This is a genomic window from Streptomyces sp. NPDC006384 (assembly GCF_042870695.1).
Classification (GTDB): Bacteria; Actinomycetota; Actinomycetes; order Streptomycetales; family Streptomycetaceae; genus Streptomyces.
This window is the reverse complement of sequence record NZ_JBIAHR010000010.1, coordinates 234,178-252,602: the sequence shown is the minus strand read 5'-3', so window position 1 is coordinate 252,602 and position 18,425 is coordinate 234,178. Positions and strand designations below refer to the sequence as shown.

19 protein-coding genes are annotated in these 18,425 nt (G+C 74.7%); 10 read left to right on the top strand and 9 right to left on the bottom strand.

The window, feature by feature from the left end; genetic code table 11:
• Positions 1-12: 12 nt before the first annotated feature.
• Both ACFYOJ_RS16575 and ACFYOJ_RS16570 read left to right on the top strand, forming a co-directional pair.
• Positions 13-273 carry a hypothetical protein gene (locus ACFYOJ_RS16575; protein WP_356557983.1) on the top strand — a complete coding sequence of 87 codons (261 nt, stop codon included), beginning with the start codon at positions 13-15 and terminating at the stop codon, positions 271-273.
• A 158-nt stretch (positions 274-431) separates the two neighbouring features.
• On the top strand, positions 432-2,711 hold the full coding sequence (locus ACFYOJ_RS16570) for a catalase (protein WP_356557984.1): 2,280 nt from the start codon (positions 432-434) through the stop codon (positions 2,709-2,711).
• 75 nt (positions 2,712-2,786) lie between these two features.
• Here ACFYOJ_RS16570 and ACFYOJ_RS16565 read toward each other — a convergent pair whose 3' ends face one another.
• Both ACFYOJ_RS16565 and ACFYOJ_RS16560 read right to left on the bottom strand, forming a co-directional pair.
• Positions 2,787-3,668: a YegS/Rv2252/BmrU family lipid kinase gene (locus ACFYOJ_RS16565; RefSeq protein WP_356557985.1), complete on the bottom strand. Its 882-nt coding sequence runs from the start codon at positions 3,666-3,668 to the stop codon at positions 2,787-2,789.
• Between the two features lie 132 nt (positions 3,669-3,800).
• Complete coding sequence (locus tag ACFYOJ_RS16560) at positions 3,801-5,399, bottom strand: FAD-binding oxidoreductase (RefSeq protein WP_356557986.1); 1,599 nt, start codon at positions 5,397-5,399, stop codon at positions 3,801-3,803.
• Positions 5,400-5,469: 70 nt separating this feature from the next.
• Between ACFYOJ_RS16560 and ACFYOJ_RS16555 the strand changes: the two genes are divergently transcribed.
• The gene (locus ACFYOJ_RS16555; protein WP_356557987.1) at positions 5,470-6,087 is read left to right on the top strand and encodes a TetR/AcrR family transcriptional regulator; all 618 of its coding nucleotides are present in this window, start codon (positions 5,470-5,472) and stop codon (positions 6,085-6,087) included.
• The gene (locus ACFYOJ_RS16550; RefSeq protein WP_356557988.1) at positions 6,084-7,679 is read left to right on the top strand and encodes a glycerol-3-phosphate dehydrogenase/oxidase; all 1,596 of its coding nucleotides are present in this window, start codon (positions 6,084-6,086) and stop codon (positions 7,677-7,679) included. The genes ACFYOJ_RS16555 and ACFYOJ_RS16550 overlap by 4 nt, the downstream gene beginning before the upstream one ends.
• Positions 7,680-7,783: 104 nt before the next feature.
• Here ACFYOJ_RS16550 and ACFYOJ_RS16545 read toward each other — a convergent pair whose 3' ends face one another.
• The gene (locus tag ACFYOJ_RS16545; protein ID WP_356557989.1) at positions 7,784-8,029 is read right to left on the bottom strand and encodes a hypothetical protein; all 246 of its coding nucleotides are present in this window, start codon (positions 8,027-8,029) and stop codon (positions 7,784-7,786) included.
• 185 nt (positions 8,030-8,214) lie between these two features.
• Between ACFYOJ_RS16545 and ACFYOJ_RS16540 the strand changes: the two genes are divergently transcribed.
• Complete coding sequence (locus tag ACFYOJ_RS16540) at positions 8,215-8,580, top strand: STAS domain-containing protein (RefSeq protein ID WP_356557990.1); 366 nt, start codon at positions 8,215-8,217, stop codon at positions 8,578-8,580.
• Positions 8,581-8,610: 30 nt separating this feature from the next.
• Here ACFYOJ_RS16540 and ACFYOJ_RS16535 read toward each other — a convergent pair whose 3' ends face one another.
• Positions 8,611-9,039: an ATP-binding protein gene (locus ACFYOJ_RS16535; RefSeq protein WP_356557991.1), complete on the bottom strand. Its 429-nt coding sequence runs from the start codon at positions 9,037-9,039 to the stop codon at positions 8,611-8,613.
• Positions 9,040-9,307: 268 nt separating this feature from the next.
• Between ACFYOJ_RS16535 and ACFYOJ_RS16530 the strand changes: the two genes are divergently transcribed.
• A complete protein-coding gene (locus ACFYOJ_RS16530) occupies positions 9,308-12,058 on the top strand; it encodes a SpoIIE family protein phosphatase (RefSeq protein ID WP_388597115.1) in 2,751 nt (916 codons plus the stop codon).
• A gap of 216 nt (positions 12,059-12,274) precedes the next feature.
• On the opposite strand, the gene ACFYOJ_RS16525 is transcribed toward ACFYOJ_RS16530, so the two are convergent.
• The gene (locus ACFYOJ_RS16525; protein ID WP_356557993.1) at positions 12,275-12,448 is read right to left on the bottom strand and encodes a CsbD family protein; all 174 of its coding nucleotides are present in this window, start codon (positions 12,446-12,448) and stop codon (positions 12,275-12,277) included.
• A 153-nt stretch (positions 12,449-12,601) separates the two neighbouring features.
• Between ACFYOJ_RS16525 and ACFYOJ_RS16520 the strand changes: the two genes are divergently transcribed.
• Both ACFYOJ_RS16520 and ACFYOJ_RS16515 read left to right on the top strand, forming a co-directional pair.
• On the top strand, positions 12,602-12,748 hold the full coding sequence (locus tag ACFYOJ_RS16520) for a hypothetical protein (protein WP_356557994.1): 147 nt from the start codon (positions 12,602-12,604) through the stop codon (positions 12,746-12,748).
• Positions 12,749-12,991: 243 nt separating this feature from the next.
• Positions 12,992-14,356 (top strand): FAD-dependent oxidoreductase, encoded by a 1,365-nt coding sequence (locus ACFYOJ_RS16515; protein ID WP_356557995.1) that lies wholly within the window; start codon positions 12,992-12,994, stop codon positions 14,354-14,356.
• 84 nt (positions 14,357-14,440) lie between these two features.
• Here the strand turns inward: ACFYOJ_RS16515 and ACFYOJ_RS16510 are convergent, their stop codons facing one another.
• From ACFYOJ_RS16510 to ACFYOJ_RS16495, 4 genes are read right to left on the bottom strand one after another with little or no spacing between them, the layout of a single operon-like run.
• Positions 14,441-14,815 carry a hypothetical protein gene (locus tag ACFYOJ_RS16510; protein WP_356557996.1) on the bottom strand — a complete coding sequence of 125 codons (375 nt, stop codon included), beginning with the start codon at positions 14,813-14,815 and terminating at the stop codon, positions 14,441-14,443.
• A gap of 43 nt (positions 14,816-14,858) precedes the next feature.
• Positions 14,859-15,389, bottom strand: coding sequence for a roadblock/LC7 domain-containing protein (locus ACFYOJ_RS16505; RefSeq protein WP_356557997.1), 531 nt, complete (start codon positions 15,387-15,389; stop codon positions 14,859-14,861).
• 41 nt (positions 15,390-15,430) lie between these two features.
• Positions 15,431-16,216: a hypothetical protein gene (locus tag ACFYOJ_RS16500; protein ID WP_356557998.1), complete on the bottom strand. Its 786-nt coding sequence runs from the start codon at positions 16,214-16,216 to the stop codon at positions 15,431-15,433.
• A complete protein-coding gene (locus tag ACFYOJ_RS16495) occupies positions 16,213-16,608 on the bottom strand; it encodes a hypothetical protein (RefSeq protein WP_356557999.1) in 396 nt (131 codons plus the stop codon). The genes ACFYOJ_RS16500 and ACFYOJ_RS16495 overlap by 4 nt, the downstream gene beginning before the upstream one ends.
• 219 nt (positions 16,609-16,827) lie before the next feature.
• Between ACFYOJ_RS16495 and ACFYOJ_RS16490 the strand changes: the two genes are divergently transcribed.
• The gene (locus ACFYOJ_RS16490) at positions 16,828-17,895 is read left to right on the top strand and encodes a YihY/virulence factor BrkB family protein (protein ID WP_356558000.1); all 1,068 of its coding nucleotides are present in this window, start codon (positions 16,828-16,830) and stop codon (positions 17,893-17,895) included.
• A 38-nt stretch (positions 17,896-17,933) separates the two neighbouring features.
• The gene (locus ACFYOJ_RS16485; RefSeq protein WP_356558001.1) at positions 17,934-18,305 is read left to right on the top strand and encodes a hypothetical protein; all 372 of its coding nucleotides are present in this window, start codon (positions 17,934-17,936) and stop codon (positions 18,303-18,305) included.
• Positions 18,306-18,425: the final 120 nt, after the last annotated feature.

The window sequence follows — 18,425 nt, the reverse complement described above, 5'->3', positions numbered from 1 at the left end:
GAAGGAGTCCCCATGCGCAGGTCGTCGTGTGCCGTGCTCGTGGCCCTGGCCGTGTCCGTGCTGTGCGCCGCACCGGCGGACGCCGCCGGCACCCGGGCCGCGCGGCTCCCGGCCGAGGTGACGGCGGCCGAGTGCGTCGAGGGCGGCGGGGTGATCGTCGTCTCGGCGGACGGTGAGGGGACGGGTTCCTTCACGGCGCGCTGCCAGGGCGGGACGCACGACGGGGAGGCCGTCACACGGGCGGCCCGCCCCGTGCCGGGCCCCGGCCGGTAGCCCGTCGTCCCGGCCGGCTCCGCCCGGCGGACCGCCGCGCACATCGCGCATGCCTCGACTCCCGCTGTCCGGGTACGCGGTCACGGCCCACCACGGCAGTCGGTACCCGAACACGACCGGCCGCGTGCAGCGGCCCGCCCAGAACGGAGACAAGGCTGATGAGCGATGCCAACCCACTCAAGCGGGTAGCCCACAAGGTCACCGACACCCTGCGGGGAGAGGGCGGCGGCCCGGCGGGCGGGGTGCCCGGCAAGCCCGGACCCGAGTCGCCCACGGTCGCCGAACCCACCGAGCCCAGGGACCCCCTTCCGCCGAAGCCCGACCAGAGCGGCCCGGACACCGTGTCGCCGACCGGTCAGCCGACCGGCGCCGACCAGGCCCGGTTCGCCCAGTCCGGGCGCTATCTGACGAACGCGCAGGGCACCCGCCTGTACGACACGGACCACTCGCTGAAGGCCGGCCCGCGCGGGCCGGTGCTGCTGCAGGACCACCACCTGCGCGAGAAGGTCATGCACTTCGACCACGAGCGCATCCCGGAGCGCGTGGTGCACGCCCGGGGCGCGGGCGCGCACGGCGTCTTCCAGAGCTACGGCACGGCCGCCTCCGTGACCAAGGCCGGGTTCCTCGCCGCGGACGTGGAGACGCCGGTGTTCACGCGGTTCTCCACGGTGGTCGGCTCCCGGGGGTCGTCGGACACCGTGCGCGACACCCGCGGTTTCGCGACGAAGTTCTACACCAGCGAGGGCATCTTCGACCTGGTCGGCAACAACATCCCGGTCTTCTTCATCCAGGACGCCATCAAGTTCCCGGACGTCGTGCACGCCGCGAAGCCGCACCCGGACCGGGAGATCCCGCAGGCGCAGAGCGCGCACGACACCTTCTGGGACTTCGTGTCGCTGCACACCGAGGCGACCCACCACACCATCTTCTTCATGGGCGACCGGGGCATCCCGCGCTCGTACCGGATGATGGAGGGCTTCGGCGTCCACACCTTCCGGCTGGTCAACGCGGCCGGTGAGACGACGCTGGCGAAGTTCCACTGGAAGCCCAGGCTGGGTGTGCACTCCCTGGTGTGGGACGAGGCCCAGATGATCAACGGCATCGACCCGGACTTCCACCGCCGGGACCTCGCCGACGCCATCGAGGCGGGCGCGTACCCGCAGTGGGAGCTGGGCATCCAGACGTTCCCGGACACCCCGGAGCAGACCTTCGAGGGCATCGACCTGCTGGACCCGACGAACCTCGTGCCCGAGGAGCTCGCGCCGGTGCAGCCGGTCGGGCTGCTGACGCTGAACCGGAACCCGTCCAACTTCTTCGCGGAGACGGAGCAGGTCGCCTTCCACGTCGGTCATCTGGTGCCGGGCATCGACATCACCGACGACCCGCTGCTGGCGGGCCGGCTGTTCTCGTACCTGGACACGCAGATCACGCGCCTGGGCGGCCCCAACTTCCCCCAGTTGCCGATCAACCGCCCGCAGGCGCCGGTCAACGACATGCTGCGCGACGGCATGCACCAGACGGCGGTGCACCGGGGCGTGGCGCCCTACCGTCCCAACTCCCTGGACGGCGGCTGCCCGTTCACCGCGGGCGCGGACATGAGCGCGTACGTCGAGGCGCCGGTCAGGATCCCCGAGGCGTCGAAGGTGCGCGAGGCGCCGGAGTCGTTCGCGGACCACTTCAGCCAGCCGCGCCGGTTCTGGCTGAGCATGAGCCCGGTGGAGCGCGAGCACATCATCGGCGCCTACACCTTCGAGCTGGGCAAGTGCTACGAGCAGGCCGTCCGGGAGCGGACGCTGCAGGTGCTGGCCAACATCGACCCCGAGCTGTGCGCGGGCGTCGCCGAGGGCCTCGGCCTGCCCGCGCCCGGCCCCACCGTGCCGCTGGCCGACGTGGAGCCGAGCCCGGCGCTGTCCCAGGTCGGGAAGGTGTGGCCGGTGGAGGGCCGGACGATCGGCATCGTGACCAGCGGGGCCGACCTGGAGGGTGTGAACGCCGTACGGGAGGCGGTGCTGGACGCCGGGATGGTGCCGCTCGTGGTGGCGCCGACCGGCGGCACCCTCGGCTCGGGCGACGCGGCGCTGACGGTGCAGCGCAGCTATGTCACCGCGCGGTCCGTGGAGTTCGACGCCGTCCTGGTGGCGGGGACGCCCGCGATGGGCGGCGACGCGTACACGCCGCGGGACTACAAGGCGGCGCCGGCGCCCACGGGTCCGGGGTCGATCGACCCGCGGGTGAGCCTGATGCTGTCGGAGGCGTTCCGGCACGGCAAGGCGATCGGTGTCTGGGCCGGCGGCGAGGCCGCGCTCGACGCGTCGGGCGTGCCGGCCGACGCCGCCGGTGTGGTCGTCGCCGAGTCCGGGACGGCGGCGCTGGAGCAGGTGACGCGGCTGCTGGGCTCCCACCGGGTGTGGGAACGCTTCACCACGCCGCGGGGCTGATCCGCGCGGCCGAGGGGCCGGTCGCCGGGTGCCGGCGGCCGGCCCCTCGGCGTGTCCGGCGCGGGACGCGCGTGTTCAGCGCAGGACGCGCAGCGCTCCGGGGAGCACCCTGGCCGTGACGGGGACGGCGGCCTCCACCTCGCCGTCGGCGCCGTAGGGCACGGCCCGGTCGGCCTCGATGCGGACCTCCTTCCCGCGCAGGACGCGCACCTGGGGGCGGTGGACGTGGGCGCCGGTGGCGAGTTCGTTCATCAGGGCGAAGAACAGCCGCCGCGGCGCGTGACGGATCATCACGACCTCCAGCAGGCCGTCGTCGACCCGGGCGGCGGGGGCGATGAGGCGGTTGGAGCCGTAGTAGCCGGAGTTGGCGGCCACCACGGTGTAGCCGGTGAAGGCGTGCTCCTGCCCGTCGACGGTGACCCGGTAGCGCGCCGGGCGCCAGGTGCTGATGGCGCGCAGCGCGCCCACGTAGTAGGAGGCGGTGCCGCGCAGCAGGCGCGCGTGGTTGGCGTGGCGGTTGGCGAGGGCGTCGACCCCGGCGTAGACGCTGCCGAGGACGACGGTGCGGTCGTGGACGGCGGAGGTGACCTCGATGGTGTCGACGGGGCGCGGCTCGCCGCGCAGCAGCAGTTCGGCGAGGGCGGCCGGCTCCGTGGGAAGTTCCAGGGCGCGGGCGAAGTCGTTGCCGCGGCCGGCCGGGACGAGGCCCAGTACGGCGCCGGTGCCGCTGAGGGCGCCGCCCATGCCGCCGGCCATGCCGTCCCCGCCGACGGCGAGCACCACCCGGCCCCGCCGCCCGGCCTCGCGGGCGATGTCCCGGGCGTGCGCGAGGCTGCGGCTGTACTCGGTCTCCAGTCCGGCGCCCGCCTCCCGCAGCAGCCGGGCCACCCCGAGCAGCGCGGCGGCGGAACCGGCGCCGCCCGCGGTGGGGTTGACGACGGCGGTGAACTGTCGCATCGATGTGCCTCCGGGCTGACGGGTGGTGCCGGACAGGTGTCTCACGGGGCGTGCCCCACGGGCCGGGTGGCGGCGGACGGATCCGTCGGCGGGCCCGGCCGACCGGGGCCCGTAGGCCGTGCCCGGCCGGGCTCAGCCGGCGGGCAGCAGGACGCCAGGGCTGAGCAGCCCGGCGGGGTCCAGGCGCCGCTTGACGGCGCGCAGCGCCTCGATGCCGAGGGGGCCGGCCTCCCGCACGTACCAGTCGCGGTGGTCGGTGCCGACGGCGTGGTGGTGGGTGATGGTGCCGCCGGCGGCGAGGATCGCCTCGTTGGCGGCGTGCTTGGCGCGGGTCCAGTGCGCCACCGGGTCGTCGCCCTGGGCCGAGACGACGGTGAAGTACAGGGAGGCGCCGTTCTCGTAGACGTGCGAGATGTGGCACATGACCAGCGGCGGGGTGCCGGCCTCGGTGAGCGTCGCGGTGAGCGCGTCGCGGACGGCCGTGTACAGCCCGGGGAGCCGGGACCAGTAGGCCGCCGTCTCCAGGGTCTCGGCGAAGGCCCCGGCGTCGAGCAGGGAGTCGCGCAGGTAGGGCGCGGAGTAGCGGCCGTGGGCCCACCGCTCCCCCGGTCCGTCGCCGGCGAACGTGCCGCCGCACCCGGCGAGTACGGCCGCCGCGGCCTCCCGGCGGTACGCGGTGTCCTGCTCCGTGCCCTCGAAGCCGGCGATCGCGAGGCATCCGGCGCCCTGTTCGGAGAGGGAGGCGCCGATGGCGTCGGGCTGGGCGAGGCCGATCAGGGTCTCGGTCTCGTCGGACAGCCGCAGCACCGTCGGGCGCGGGCCGTCCTGGGCGAGCCGGCGCAGGGCGGCGGTGCCCTCCTCGAAGGAGGGGAAGCGCCAGCCCTCGTAGCGGCGGACCTCCGGCACCGGCCGGATCCGCACGGTCACAGAGGTGATGACGCCGAAGGCGCCCTCCGAGCCCAGCACCAGCTGGCGCAGGTCGGGGCCGGCCGCCGAGCGGGGGGCGCGGCCCGTGTCGAGGGTGCCCTCGGGGGTGGCGAGGGTCAGGCCCAGCACCATGTCGTCGAAGCGTCCGTACCCGGCGGAGGCCTGTCCGCTGGAGCGGGTCGCGGCGAAGCCGCCGATGGTGGCCCACTCGTAGGACTGGGGGAAGTGGCCGAGGGTGTGGCCGTGTTCCGCGAGCAGGGCCTCGGCCTCGGGGGCGCGCAGGCCGGGCTGGAGGGTGGCGGTGCGGGAGACCGGGTCGAGGTCGAGCAGGCGGTTCAGGTGCCGCAGGTCGAGGGCGACGAAGGGTACCGGCCGGCCGGGGGCGAGACCGCCGACGACGGAGGTGCCGCCGCCGAACGGGACGAGCGCCAGGCCGTGGCCGGCACAGGCGCGCAGGACCGCGAGGACCTCGTCGTGGCTGCCGGGCAGGACGACGGCGGCGGGGACGTCGCGGGTGTCGCCGCCGCGCATGCGCAGCAGGTCGGGCGTGGACTTGCCGCGGGTGTGCCGGAGGCGGGACCCGGCGTCCGTGCGCACGCGGTCGGCACGGTCGCCGACGGCGGCGAGCAGCGCGCGGCGGGCCGGCCCGTCCACGGGGGAGGCGGGGACCTCGATCTCCTCCAGGCGGACGGGGGCGGTGCCGGGCTCCTTCACACCGAGCAGATCGCGCAGCAGTCCGGTCACCGTGCCGGGCAGCGGCGTCGCCCTGGCCGGATCGCCCCAGCCGTTCCACAGCATGTCCATCGCCTGTCGTCCTCACCGGTCGATGCGGGGATGCCGCCCGCGCGGCCTCACTGGCGTTACACTGTGACACATGACGCCCAATCGTCACAAGCATTCGAGCCGGCCGAGCTCCTCGGACAACGACGCGGTGCTCGACGCCGTGCGCGACTGCGTCCTCGCCGTCGGTGTGCGCCGCACGACCATGACCGACGTGGCCCGCCGCGCCGGTGTCTCCCGGATGACGCTGTACCGGCGCTGGCCGGACGTGCGGTCCCTGGTCGGCGACCTGATGACCCGGGAGTGGATCGCCGTCGCCACGGGCGCCGTCCCCGAGCCGGGGTCCGGCGCGGACACCCGCTCGCGCATCGTCGAGGGGCTGGTGACGGGGGTGGAGGCGTTCCGCGCCCATCCGCTCTTCCGCAAGATCGTCGACGTCGATCCCGAGCTGCTGCTCCCCTACGTGCTGGACCGGCGCGGGGCGAGCCAGGACGCCCTGCTGGAGCTGCTGGCCGCCGCGCTGCGCGAGGGGCACGCCGACGGCTCGGTGCGCGCGGCGCCCCCCGGGCGGCAGGCGCGGTCCGTGCTGCTGGTCGTGCAGTCCTACGCCCTGTCCCTGCGGACCATGACCGACGAGGACGACCCCGACCTGACCGCCGCGGCCCTCCTCGCGGAGCTGCGGACCATCCTGGAGAGGACCCTCGCCCCATGAGTCCCACCAGCAGTCCCGCCGGCGGCCCCGCCGCCGGTTCCGCCCTGTCCGCCGCCCGGCGCTCGCGGGAACTGGCCGACACCGTCGGCGGCCCGGTCGTCGACGTCCTCGTCGTCGGCCTCGGCGCGACCGGCGCCGGCGCGGCCCTGGACGCCGCGGCCCGGGGTCTGAGCGTCGTCGCCGTGGACGCCCACGACCTGGCCTTCGGCACCTCCCGGTGGAGCTCCAAGCTGATCCACGGCGGCCTGCGCTACCTCGCCTCCGCCCAGCTCGACGTCGCCCACGAGAGCGCGGTGGAGCGCGGGGTGCTCATGGAGCGCACCGCTCCCCATCTGGTGCGGGCCCAGCCGTTCGTGCTGCCGCTGACGCCCCTGGTCTCCCGCGGCCAGGCCGCGCTGGCCCGGGCCGGGTTCCGGGCCGGCGACGCGCTGCGGCTGGCGGCGCGCACCGCCAGGGCCACACTGCCCGCGCCGCGCCGGCTGTCCGCCGTGGAGACCCGGCACCTGGCGCCGGCGCTGCGCCCCGCCGGCCTGCGCGGCGGCCTGCTGTCCTGGGACGGCCGGCTCACCGACGACGCCCGGCTGGTGACCGCCCTCGCCCGCACCGCCGCCGCGCACGGCGCCCGCGTCCTGACCCGGGTCCGGGCACTGGAGCTCACCGCGTCCGGCGCCCGGGTGCGCGACGAGGTCACCGGCGAGACGGGCGGGATCCGCGCCCGCGCGGTGATCAACGCCTCCGGGGTGTGGGCCGGCGGCCTCGTGGACGGCATCCGGATCCGCCCCTCCCGCGGCACCCACCTCGTCCTGCGCCCGGACCGCCTCGGGCCGCTGCCCGCCGGTCTGCACGTCCCCGTCCCCGGGGAGACCAACCGCTTCGTCCTCGTCCTGCCCCAGGACGACGGCCGGGTCTACGTCGGGCTGACCGACGAGCCCGTGGACGGCCCCGTCCCCGACGTCCCCGAGGTCCCGGAGACCGACATCGGCTTCCTGCTGGACGTGCTCGGCTCCGTGCTGGACGTGCCGGTGCGCCGCGAGGACGTGGCGGGCGCCTTCGCGGGTCTGCGCCCCCTGCTGGACACCACCCCGCGGGACCGGCCCGGCGCCGGGCCCCGCACCGCCGACGTCTCCCGCCGGCACTCCGTGCTCACCTCTTGCGAGGGCGTGGTCACCGTGGTCGGCGGCAAGCTCACCACGTACCGGCGCATGGCCGAGGACGCCGTGGACGCCGCCGTCGCCGCGCGGCGCCTGGCCGCCGGACCGTCCCCCACCGCCGCGCTGCCGCTGGTCGGCGCCGCCGCGCCGCACGTCCTCGCCGGACTGCGGGCACCGCGCCGCCTGGTGCGGCTCTACGGCACGGAGGCACCGGCCGTGCAGGCCCTCGCCGACCAGGACCCCCGGCTCGGCGAGCGCGTGCTGCCGGACCACCCCGTGACGGGGGCGGAGCTGGTGTGGGCGCTGCGGCACGAGGGCGCCCTGGACGAGGCCGACCTGCTGGACCGGCGTACCCGCATCGGTCTGGTCCCCGCGGACCGGGCCGCGGCGCTGGACGCCGTACGCGACCTGGTGGGAGAGGTCGCGGCGGGACGGGGCTGACGCCTCCGGCCGCCGTTGCCGGACCCGAGCCGATCCGGTCCGGGTTCCGGGCCGACCCGGCCACGGGGCCCGGGTGGACGGTCCGGGCCCCGCCGGGTCCGTGCTCAGCCGTCCTGGACGGCCTTGCGGACCTTGGCCTCGAGCTTGTGCCGGGACTGACCACCCTCCTCCTTGACGTACTCCGTCATCGCGGTCTGCGCGTCCCTGTCCAGGTCGCGCCATGCCCGCACGGCGGTCTCGTAGGTGCGCGACTGCCGCGGGGTCCACTGTTGCTGCGTAGGAGGCCCGTACGAGTCGCGCAGCTCCTCGACCCGGTGATGTGCCTGGTCCGCCGCGCGGCGTTTCTGCACGAGCTCTTCGAATGTATGAGCCACCACACTTCGACCGTAGCCACCGGACGCCGGACGCGCGCGTCGAGCCGCCGGATCCGGGACCGGGGCCCTCCGGTCCGCACAACCGGCCCACACGGGCGGCGAAGAGTTCTAACATCATCCCACCGGCGACGGCCGGGCATGGGCGAGAAGTGAGGGGAAGCGTGGCGGACACTGAGGGAGCGGCAGTACCCGAGCGGCTGCTGATCACCCGTACCACCACGGGCGGCGGCGCCAGCGTCGTCACTCTCGCCGGAGAGGTCGACCTCGACGGGAGCAGTCAGCTCAGCGACGTCCTGCTGTCCTGTGTGCGGACGGCCCCGATGACGGTGGTCGACTTCTCGGAGGTGGCCTTCCTGGACTCCAGCGGCATCAACGTGCTCATCTCCGCGCACCAGGCCGCCGCGTCGCGCGGTGTCTCCTTCCGGCTCGCCGCACCGCGGGAGGCCGTGCTGCGGGTGCTGCGGCTGGTGGGCGTCGACGCGCTCATCCCCTGTCACCCCACGGTCGAGCAGGCCCTGGCCGGCTGAGACCCCGCCCCCGCTCCCCCCGGGGGCGGGTCACCGCAGGGGCAGACGCGCGTAGACCGTCTTGCCCGTCGCGTGCGGCTTGGTGATGACCTCGTCGCACAGCCGCGTCACGATCTCCAGACCGTGCCGGCCGACGCGCAGGGGGTCGCGCGGCAGGAAGGCGGGAAAGCCCTCCCCCGTGTCCGACACCGCGATCTCCACGCCGTCCTCCACCAGCGTCAGCATCAGCCGGCAGGGGCCGGGCGCATGACGGAACGCGTTGGTCACCAGTTCCCCGGTGACCAGACGGGCCGAGTCCGGGAAGGTGTCGGCCATGTCGACGCCGGCCTCGCCGAGCCGTGCGACGAAACCCCGCACGACGTCCCGGGAGGCGGGGATCATCGCCGATCCGCCCGCGAACTCCACCACGGTGGACACGGCAGGGGCGTTGCGGGCGTCGGGGCTGTGCGCCTGGGTCATACGAGGGCCTCACCGTCCGGTCCGGGGCCGAGAGGGGTGAGCGAAGGCCCACGGTCACTCATGACAACCGCCCACGATACGCATCGAACCGGCCCCGTCCCCTCCCTTCGCCCCGACTTCCGCCCCCTGCGCCCCGGTTCCGCCGTTCCCCGGGCCGCGGCACGGCGGCGGTACGGCAAAAGGCGCGGCCGTTCCGGTCCGGGCACGGGGCCGCCACCGCGCCGGGCGTCTCTCGCCTCCGGCGGCCGGGCAGTGTAGACATGGGCACATGGTCCGACTGATGGGTCGATCGGGAGAGCGGCCGCCCCGTCGCCCCAGCGGTTCGCTCGCCCGGCAGCAGGAGGCGGACCGGTCACGACGGGCGGCGGCCGCGGGACGGCGGGGCCGGGCCGCCGCGCTGCGGTCGGCTCTGTCCGGACGCAGCGTCGCCGGCCAGGTCTTCCTGCTGAACGTGGTCATCGTGCTGCTGCTCGTGGTGGCGGCGGCGGTGTCGCTGCTGCTCCAGGTGCGGCACGACGGCACGGTCGAGGCCCGCAACCGGTCGGTCGCCGTCGCCGCGACGTTCGCCGACTCCCCCGGCGTCCGCGAGGCACTGCGCGCCCCCGACCCCACGGCGGTGCTCCAGCCGCGGGCCGAGGCGGTGCGCGAGGCCACGGGCGTCGACTTCGTCGTCGTCATGAACACCGACGGGATCCGCTACACCCATCCGAAGGCCGACCGGATCGGCAAGAAGTTCGTGGGGAACATCGCGCCCGCGCTGGCCGGGCGGACGGTGACCGAGGAGGTCGACGGCACCATCGGACGGCTGGTGCAGGCGGTGGTGCCCGTCGAGGCGCCGGACGGCCGGGTCGTGGGCCTGGTGGCGGCCGGCATCACGACGGAGAACGCGAGCGGTGTCGCCGACCGGCAGCTGCCGCTGGTGCTGATCGCCGCCGGCGTGGGGCTCGCCCTGGCCACGGCGGGCACCGCCCTGGTCAGCCGGCGGCTGCGGCGGCAGACGCACGGCCTGGGACCGCGCGAGATGACCCGGATGTACGAACATCACGACGCGGTTCTGCACTCCGTCCGCGAAGGGGTGCTCATCGTCGACGGCGGGGGCAGGCTGCTGCTCGCCAACGACGAGGCGCACCGCCTGCTCGACCTGCCCTCCGACGCCGAGGGCCGGCACGTCCTCGACCTCGGTCTGCCCGCCGACACGGCGCGGCTGCTGGAGTCGGGGCGGGTCGCGACCGACGAGGTGCACCGGGTCAAGGACCGGCTGCTGGCGGTCAACCTGCGCCCCACGGACGAGCGGGGCGGGCCGCCCGGCAGCGTCGCCACCCTGCGCGACTCCACGGAGCTGCGCGCCCTGTCCGGCCGCGCCGAGACCGCCCGGGAACGGCTGGACCTGCTGTACGACGCCGGGGTGGGCATCGGCACCAGCCTGGACGTGACCCGGACCGCCGAGGAGCTGGCGCGGCTGGCCGCGCCCCGGTTCGCGGACTACGTCACCGTGGACCTCTTCGAGTCCGTGCTGAGCGGCGGCCAGCCCGAGGCGGTCACGCCGCTGTCGCGCGCCGCGATCAGCGGCGTCGACGAGGACGCGCCGCTGTACCCGGTGGGCCGGCGGATCCGCTTCGTGGCCTCCGCCCCGCAGGGCCGCACCCTCGCCTCGGGCCGCCCGGTCCTGGAACCGGACCTCCGCCGGGCCCCGGGCTGGCAGGCACAGGACCCCGAACGCTGTGCGCAGATCCTGGAGTACGGCATCCACTCGCTGATCACCGTGCCGCTGCGCGCGGGCGCCCTGGTGCTCGGGGTGGTCAGCTTCTGGCGTTCCCGGCGGCCCGGGCCGTTCGACGAGGACGAGCTGGCTCTCGCCGAGGAGCTCGTCGCGCGCGCCGCCGTCTCCATCGACAACGCCCGCCGCTACACCCGCGAGCACGGCATGGCGGTGACCCTCCAGCAGAGCCTGCTCCCCCGCAGGATGCCCGAGCAGAACGCCCTGGACGTCGCCCACCGGTACCTGCCCGCGCAGGCGGGGGTGGGCGGGGACTGGTTCGACGTGCTGCCGCTGTCCGGGGCCCGGGTGGCGCTGGTCGTCGGGGACGTCGTCGGGCACGGACTGCACGCCGCCGCGACCATGGGCCGGCTGCGGACGGCGGTGCACAACTTCTCCGCGCTGGACCTGCCGCCCGACGAACTGCTCACCCTGCTGGACGAGCTGGTCGCCCGCATCGACCAGGACGAGGCCGGCGACGACAGCGCCGCCCCGGTCACCGGCGCGACCTGCCTGTACGCGGTCTACGACCCGGTGGGCGGCACCTGTCTGATCGCCCGGGCCGGTCATCCGCCGCCGGCCCTGGTCGGCCCGGACGGGAGCGTGGAGTTCCCCGAGGTGCCCGCCGGTCCCCCGCTGGGCCTGGGCGGTCTGCCGTTCGAGACTGTCGAGCTGCGGCCGGCGGAGGGCAGCCGGCTGGTGCTGTACACCGACGGGCTCGTGGAGGACCGGCGGCACGACATCGACGTCGGCCTGGAGCAGCTGCGCAGGGCCCTGGAGATCTCCGGCCCGTCCCCCGAGGAGACCTGCCGGGCCGTGCTCGACGCCCGGCTGCCGGACCGGCCGGGCGACGACATCGCCCTGCTCGTCGCCCGGACCCGCGTACTGGGTCCCGACCGGGTAGCCCAGTGGCCGGTGCCGAACGATCCGGCGGCGGTCGGCGAGGTGCGTACCGAGGTCACCCGGCGGCTGACCCGTTGGGGGCTGGAGGAGCTGGCCTTCACCACGGAGCTGATCCTGAGCGAGCTCGTCACCAACGCGATCCGGTACGGCGGCGAGAGCGTCCACGTCCGGGTGCTGCACGACCGCAGCCTGATCTGCGAGGTGTTCGACAGCAGCAGCACCTCGCCGCATCTGCGGTACGCGGCGATGACGGACGAGGGCGGACGCGGACTGTTCCTCGTGGCACAGCTCGCCGAACGCTGGGGGACCCGGTACACACCGGAGGGCAAGATCATCTGGGCGGAGCAGCCGGTGCCCTGACGGCCGGGCCGCGTCCCCGGTCCCCCGTCCTTCCGGGGCCCTGCGGGATGCGGCGGGAGGAGACGCACGGCGGCTCCGGCAGGGCCGGCACGGCGCGGCGCGCCTTCCCGCGCACGGGCGGGCCCCGGCGGACGGCGATCTCCGACGGCGCGGGCCGCGGCGCCCGGTGTGTGCCGGGTGCCGCGGCCCGCGGGGTGCCGCTCGGTCGTACCGGTGTCAGTGCCGGAACGCGTCCTTGCCCTTCTCCTTGGCCTGCCGTGCGTCGCCCTTCGTCTGCTCGGCGCGGCCCTCGGCCGTCATCCGCTCGTTGCCGACGGCACGGCCGGCCGCCTCCTTGGCCTTCCCCTTGGCCTGCTCCATCTTGGCCTTGGACTTCTGATTGCCGGCCACTGATGCTCACCTCACGGCGTTCGCTTGTGTGGACTGTCGTGTCCTGCGGGTCGCCCGCGACGGCGGTCCCAAACCCGGTGACGGTCCACGGGCTGAGCGGGGGCGGGCGGGGTAGGAGGACGGCAGGCAGAGCCGTCGACCAGGAGGAGCGTCATGCCCGGAATGCTGGACCGGATCAAGCAGTTCGCGCGCAGCCCGCAGGGGCGGCGGGCGGCGGAGCAGGTGCGCCGCGCCGCCTCGGACCCCCGCCGCCGCGCGCAGGCGCAGGAGATGCTGCGGAAGTTCGGCAAGCGCCGCTGAGCGGGGCGGGGCGGGTTCCGCGCAGGCCGGGGCCGGACCTGCGCGGCCGCGGCCGGCCGGGGCGCGGCCGGCGGACACGGCGACCGATGGTGACCGCCGGCGGCCGGGGGCCGCAAAGCCGGACCATGAGAGCCCATAAGCGGCCCTTATGGGTCCATAGACCGGACCCGCGTACCGACTTAGGCTTGCCTTAGCTTAGGCTTCCCCCGAGTCGATCTGTCACCGCTCGAAGGGAACCTGAACATGCCCCGCCCTCTGCGGGTCGCCATCGTCGGATCCGGCCCGGCCGGTATCTACGCCGCCGACGCCCTGCTCAAGTCCGAAGTGGCCGCCGGCCCCGGTGTGTCCATCGACATCTTCGAGCGCATGCCCGCCCCGTTCGGGCTCATCCGCTACGGCGTCGCTCCCGACCACCCGCGGATCAAGGGCATCATCACCGCCCTGCACCAGGTGCTCGACAAGCCGCAGATCCGTCTCTTCGGCAATGTGGACTACGGCACCGACATCGGCCTGGACGACCTGCGCGCCTTCTACGACGGCGTGATCTTCGCCACCGGCGCCATGGCCGACCGCGCGCTGCCGATCCCCGGCATCGACCTCGACGGCTCCTACGGCGCCGCCGACTTCGTCTCCTGGTACGACGGCCACCCGGACGTGCCGCGCACCTGGCCGCTGGAGGCGGAGAAGGTCGCCGTCCTCGGCGTCGGCAACGTCGCCCTCGACGTGGCCCGCATCCTGGCCAAGACGGCCGACGAGCTGCTGCCCACCGAGATCCCGCCGAACGTCTACGAGGGTCTGAAGGCCAACAAGGCGCTGGAGATCCACGTCTTCGGCCGCCGCGGCCCGGCGCAGGCGAAGTTCTCCCCGATGGAGCTGCGGGAGCTGGACCACTCCCCCAACATCGAGGTCATCGTCGACCCCGAGGACATCGACTACGACGAGGGGTCGATCGCCACCCGGCGCGGCAACAAGCAGGCCGACATGGTCGCCAAGACCCTGGAGAACTGGGCGATCCGCGACGTCGGCGACCGGCCGCACAAGCTGTACCTGCACTTCTTCGAGTCGCCCGCCGAGATCCTCGGCGAGGACGGCAGGGTCGTCGGCCTGCGCACCGAGCGCACCGCGCTGGACGGCACCGGCAACGTCAAGGGCACCGGCGAGTTCAAGGACTGGGACGTCCAGGCCGTCTACCGGGCCGTCGGCTATCTGTCCGACCAGCTGCCCAAGCTGCCCTGGGACATCGACTCGGGCACGGTCCCGGACGAGGGCGGCCGGGTGATCCAGGAGTCCGGCGAGCACCTGCCGTCGACGTACGTGACCGGCTGGATCCGGCGCGGGCCGATCGGTCTGATCGGCCACACCAAGGGCGACGCCAACGAGACGGTGGCCAACCTGCTGGACGACTACGCGAACGGCCGGCTGCTCACGCCCGCCTCGCCGGCCCCGGAGGCCGTGGACGCCTTCCTGGCCGAGCGGGAGATCCGCTTCACCACGTGGGACGGCTGGTACAGGCTGGACGCCGCGGAGAAGGCGCTGGGCGAGCCGCAGGGCCGCGAGCGTGTGAAGATCGTCGAGCGTGAGGACATGCTCCGGGAGAGCGGCGCCTGAGCCACGGCGCGACGGCACGGTGTACGGGTGCGGCCCGGCGGAATGTCCCGCCGGGCCGCACCCGTCATGTGCTCCGGACTCCGGTCAGACCTCCAGATCCCCTTCGATGCGGCGCAGCTGGTGCCGGGCCATCGCCAGGTTGGCGCGGTTGCCGTCGAGCACGAGGTAGAGGAACAGCCCGTTGCCGCCGCGGCCCTTGAGCAGGCGGATCAGGTGGTACTGGGTGTTCAGGGTGATCAGGATGTCCTCGATCTCCTCCTTCAGACCGAGCAGTTCCATCGTGCGCAGCTTGGCCCGTACGACGTCCGTGTTGCCGGCGGCGGCGACCTCCAGGTTGAAGTCCTTGGTCCCGCCCAGCGTGCCGAGTGCCATGCCGCTGGTGTAGTCGACCAGTGCGGCGGCGGTGGCTCCGTCGATCGTGCTCAGGCATTCCTTGAGCGAGGTCTCCAGGTTGGCCATGGGGTTTTCCTTCCGTACGTGATCGGTGGACACCTGACGGGGGTCAGGTGGGCCGGCGGTGGCCGCCGGCCTGGGGGCGCGGGGGGTGTGCGGGCCGTTGCGGGGTGCGCACCGGCAGGGTGCCGATCGGACGCGCCGGGCCGGCGGGCGCCGTCGCGGCGTGCTCGTCCGCGGCCGGGCGGTCGCCGGCGCGGTCGTGGTCGAGGTGGGCGGCGACCAGTTCGCCGATGCGGGCGCCGCTGCGGCGGCCCTCCAGGTGGAGCCGGCCCACGTTGACGCGGTCCTCGGCGAGCAGGGTGAGGACGGCGGCCGGGCCGGCCGCGTAGGTGGCGACGTAGCCGCCGGCGCCGCGCAGCAGCAGTTCGCGGAAGCCGCCGCGCGCGGTGGCCTCGGTCATGCGGTGGGCGACGCCGAGCGCGGCGGCGGTGAGCGCGGCCAGGCCCTCGGGTTCGGTGCCGGGCGCGTCGTGGGCCAGTACGAGGCCGTCGACGGTGGCCGCGAGCGAGCCGGTCAGCTGGGGCACGCGGTTGCGCAGGCGGTGCAGTTCGTCCAGGACGTCGCTCTCGACGGCCATGATGAGCAGTCTCCTTTCGGCACGCCGGCGGCGCGCGCGGATCACAGGGCCTCCAGGGCGTCTCGGAGCCGTCGCAGCAGTGCCGTGTCCGGGTCGTCCCAGGCGGCCGGGTACGCCTCCCGGCCCGCCGTGTCCGGCGCGGCGGGGCGCGGGGCGGTGGTGACGAGCCCGTCGGCGGCCAGGCGGCGCAGTTCGACGAGGGTGTGGTACGTGCGGCAGGCGAGGGAGGCGGCGATCTCCGCGGCGGTGCGGACGCCGTCGACCTGGGTCAGGGTCCGGCCGCGCCGGGCCGGCAGGTCACCGGTGTCGGCGTCGGGCACGCGGGTGAGCGGTACGACGTCGATGTCGGGGTCGGGCCAGATGCGTTCCAGGAGGTCGCGGCGGCGTCTCGACTCGCGGACGACGGTGTCCACGGACACGGAGCGCACCGCGCCGAGCCAGTGCGCGGCCCCGGGCCGGAAGCGCTGCGCGCGGGTGTCGTGGGCGAGGACGAAGTACGCGGCGTCGAACAGGGCGCCCAGGTGGCACAGTTCCAGGGCGCCGGCGGCGAGCCGGCCGCCGGTCACCAGACGGTGACCGACCCGGTGCTGTGTGCCGCCCTCGTCGACCGCCTCCCACCAGCCGTCCGGCGGGACGGCCCCGCTGCGGGTGAGCAGGGTGCCGATGTCGGGGGTGAAGGCCGACTCCACGTGCACGACGCGGCCGGCGCGGAGGTAGACGATGCCGCGTTCGCCCGACAGGGCACCGGTGGCGCCCTCGGCGGCCAGGGCGCCGAGGGCCTCCGTCGTCGTGCCGCACGCGGCCCGGTCCGTGGTCACCGCGGTCATCCGAGCACCAGGCGGTCGGCCGTCTCGGCCAGCCGTATGCGGGCGAGGGCGAGGTTCCCGTCGTTGCGGTCGAGCCAGAGGTGGAGGAAGACGGTGCTGTCGAAGGGCGTGCTGACGAACCTGATCAGGTGGTAGGAGTCCGCCGTCGTGACGATCAGGTCCTCGACCGCCGGTTCCTTCTCCGGCCCGGCGGACCCGGCCGGTGCCAGGGTGCCGTTCTCGGCGACGTGGCGGGCGAGTTCGGCGGTCTCCGCCGCCGTCGCCTCCGCGTCGCCGCCCGGGGCGTCGCCCACCGTGCCGAGGGCGAGACCGCTGATCCAGTCGACCAGCGAAGCGCCCCGTGCGCCGGGCAGCCGCATGGCTTCCAGCAGACTCTCGTCGATTCCGGGCACGCCCGATCCCCTCCCCCTGCACGGCTGTACCGCGAACGTGACGCCGACACTACGGAAGGTGCACGCATCCGGTGAGCGCTTTGGCATTTTCCAGAGGAACGTGCGCGCGGTGCGGCATACTGCGATGTTTCACTCCCGCGAGGGCGGCCCGCGCCGGGACCGCGGGCGGCGCGGCGGGCGTACAGGCGTGAGGTCGGCGGGACGGGCTACCCGGGGGCCATGTCCGAACAGCCCCCCTCCCACGACGGCAGGCACGCACCGGAACCGGACCGCACGGCGGACGGGACGGCGGCCGAGGAATACGGTCCCGGTGCCGCGACCGAGCGTGCCGCCCCCGACTCCCCCACCCAACTGCCCAAGCGCTCGTGGGGCGCGCTGCTGCGGCGCGTGATGTCCGAGTTCAAGGACGACGAGCTCACCGACCGCGCCGCCGCCCTGACGTACTACGGGATCCTGGCGCTGTTCCCGGCCCTGCTGGTGCTGGTGTCGCTGCTGGGGATCGCCGGCCCCTCCGCCACCCAGGAGGTGCTGGACAACATCCGGAAACTCGCGCCGGGGTCCGCGCGCGACGTCCTCACCGACGCGGTGAAGCAGCTGCAGTCCAAGGCCGGCCTGGGTTCCGTCCTGGCGGTCGTCGGTGTGCTCGGCGCCGTGTGGTCGGCGTCCGGCTACGTGGCGGCGTTCATCCGCGCGGCGAACGCCGTCTACGACGTGCCGGAGGGCCGGCCGGTGTGGAAGGTGCTGCCGCTGCGGGTGGTCCTGACCGTGGTGCTGCTGGTGCTCGCCGTGGTCAGCGCGCTCATCGTCGTCTTCACCGGCAGCCTGGCCCGGCAGGCGGGCACCGCGCTCGGCATGGGCGACACCGCGATGACGGCGTGGTCGATCGCCAAGTGGCCGGTGCTGGTCCTGCTCGTCACGATCATGATCGCGATCCTGTACCGGGCCGCCCCGAACGCCAAGGTGCGGGGCTTCAGGTGGGTCACCCCGGGCAGCCTCGTCGCCCTGCTGATCTGGATGGTGGCCTCCGCCGGCTTCGCCTTCTACGTGGCGAACTTCGGCTCGTACAACAAGACGTACGGCACCCTGGCGGGCGTCATCATCTTCCTGGTCTGGCTCTGGGTGACGAACCTGGCCATCCTGCTCGGCCTGGAGTTCGACGCCGAGATGGCCCGGCAGCGCGTCATCGACGCCGGCCATCCGCCCGGGGACGAGCCGTACGTCGAACCGCGCTCCACCCGGACCTGGGACGAGGCGGACCGGCGGCGCGCGGCGTCACCGGACGAGTGAGGTCACATGGGCGGTCCCCGCACGGGTACGCGGACGCCATGACCGACGACAGGACTCCAGAACCCCAGGACACCCAGGGCCCTCGGGACCCCCAGACTTCCCAGGACAAGGGCCGGCCGGAGCGGAGCGAGGAGGAGCGCGCCGCGGCCCGCCCCTTCGACTATCCGTACCCGGAGCGGCACGCGGGCGTGCGCGCCACCCGGCACATCAGCCGCGAGGAGGCCGACGCGGACAGCGTCCCCGGCGTGCCGGGCGGCTACGGCACCACGAGCGGCGGACAGACCGGCGGACGCGGCACGCCCCGCCGGCACGAGGACACCTCCGACGAGTCCGGTGTCACCGACATCGCCGGCGGACGCGAGCCGCACCCCGACCGCCCGAACCGCAGTGGCGGCGCCGACCGGGGGTGACGCCCTCCCGGAGGCCTCCCGTGCCAGGCCCGGCCCGCCCGGGGGGCGGCGGCCCGGGGGGGGGCGGGGTAAACCACACCGCCGGCCCCCCGACCCCCCTAGGGGGGGCCCGGGGCAACC

Excerpts from the sequence above, each read along its gene's own strand:
- ACFYOJ_RS16575 (WP_356557983.1), top strand. The coding sequence starts at position 13 with ATGCGCAGGTCGTCGTGTGCCGTGCTCGTGGCCCTGGCCGTGTCCGTG.
- ACFYOJ_RS16570 (WP_356557984.1), top strand. The coding sequence starts at position 432 with ATGAGCGATGCCAACCCACTCAAGCGGGTAGCCCACAAGGTCACCGAC.
- ACFYOJ_RS16565 (WP_356557985.1), bottom strand. The coding sequence starts at position 3,668 with ATGCGACAGTTCACCGCCGTCGTCAACCCCACCGCGGGCGGCGCCGGT.
- ACFYOJ_RS16560 (WP_356557986.1), bottom strand. The coding sequence starts at position 5,399 with ATGGACATGCTGTGGAACGGCTGGGGCGATCCGGCCAGGGCGACGCCG.
- ACFYOJ_RS16555 (WP_356557987.1), top strand. The coding sequence starts at position 5,470 with ATGACGCCCAATCGTCACAAGCATTCGAGCCGGCCGAGCTCCTCGGAC.
- ACFYOJ_RS16550 (WP_356557988.1), top strand. The coding sequence starts at position 6,084 with ATGAGTCCCACCAGCAGTCCCGCCGGCGGCCCCGCCGCCGGTTCCGCC.
- ACFYOJ_RS16535 (WP_356557991.1), bottom strand. The coding sequence starts at position 9,039 with ATGACCCAGGCGCACAGCCCCGACGCCCGCAACGCCCCTGCCGTGTCC.
- ACFYOJ_RS16530 (WP_388597115.1), top strand. The coding sequence starts at position 9,308 with ATGGTCCGACTGATGGGTCGATCGGGAGAGCGGCCGCCCCGTCGCCCC.
- ACFYOJ_RS16520 (WP_356557994.1), top strand. The coding sequence starts at position 12,602 with ATGCCCGGAATGCTGGACCGGATCAAGCAGTTCGCGCGCAGCCCGCAG.
- ACFYOJ_RS16515 (WP_356557995.1), top strand. The coding sequence starts at position 12,992 with ATGCCCCGCCCTCTGCGGGTCGCCATCGTCGGATCCGGCCCGGCCGGT.
- ACFYOJ_RS16510 (WP_356557996.1), bottom strand. The coding sequence starts at position 14,815 with ATGGCCAACCTGGAGACCTCGCTCAAGGAATGCCTGAGCACGATCGAC.
- ACFYOJ_RS16505 (WP_356557997.1), bottom strand. The coding sequence starts at position 15,389 with ATGGCCGTCGAGAGCGACGTCCTGGACGAACTGCACCGCCTGCGCAAC.
- ACFYOJ_RS16500 (WP_356557998.1), bottom strand. The coding sequence starts at position 16,216 with ATGACCGCGGTGACCACGGACCGGGCCGCGTGCGGCACGACGACGGAG.
- ACFYOJ_RS16490 (WP_356558000.1), top strand. The coding sequence starts at position 16,828 with ATGTCCGAACAGCCCCCCTCCCACGACGGCAGGCACGCACCGGAACCG.
- ACFYOJ_RS16485 (WP_356558001.1), top strand. The coding sequence starts at position 17,934 with ATGACCGACGACAGGACTCCAGAACCCCAGGACACCCAGGGCCCTCGG.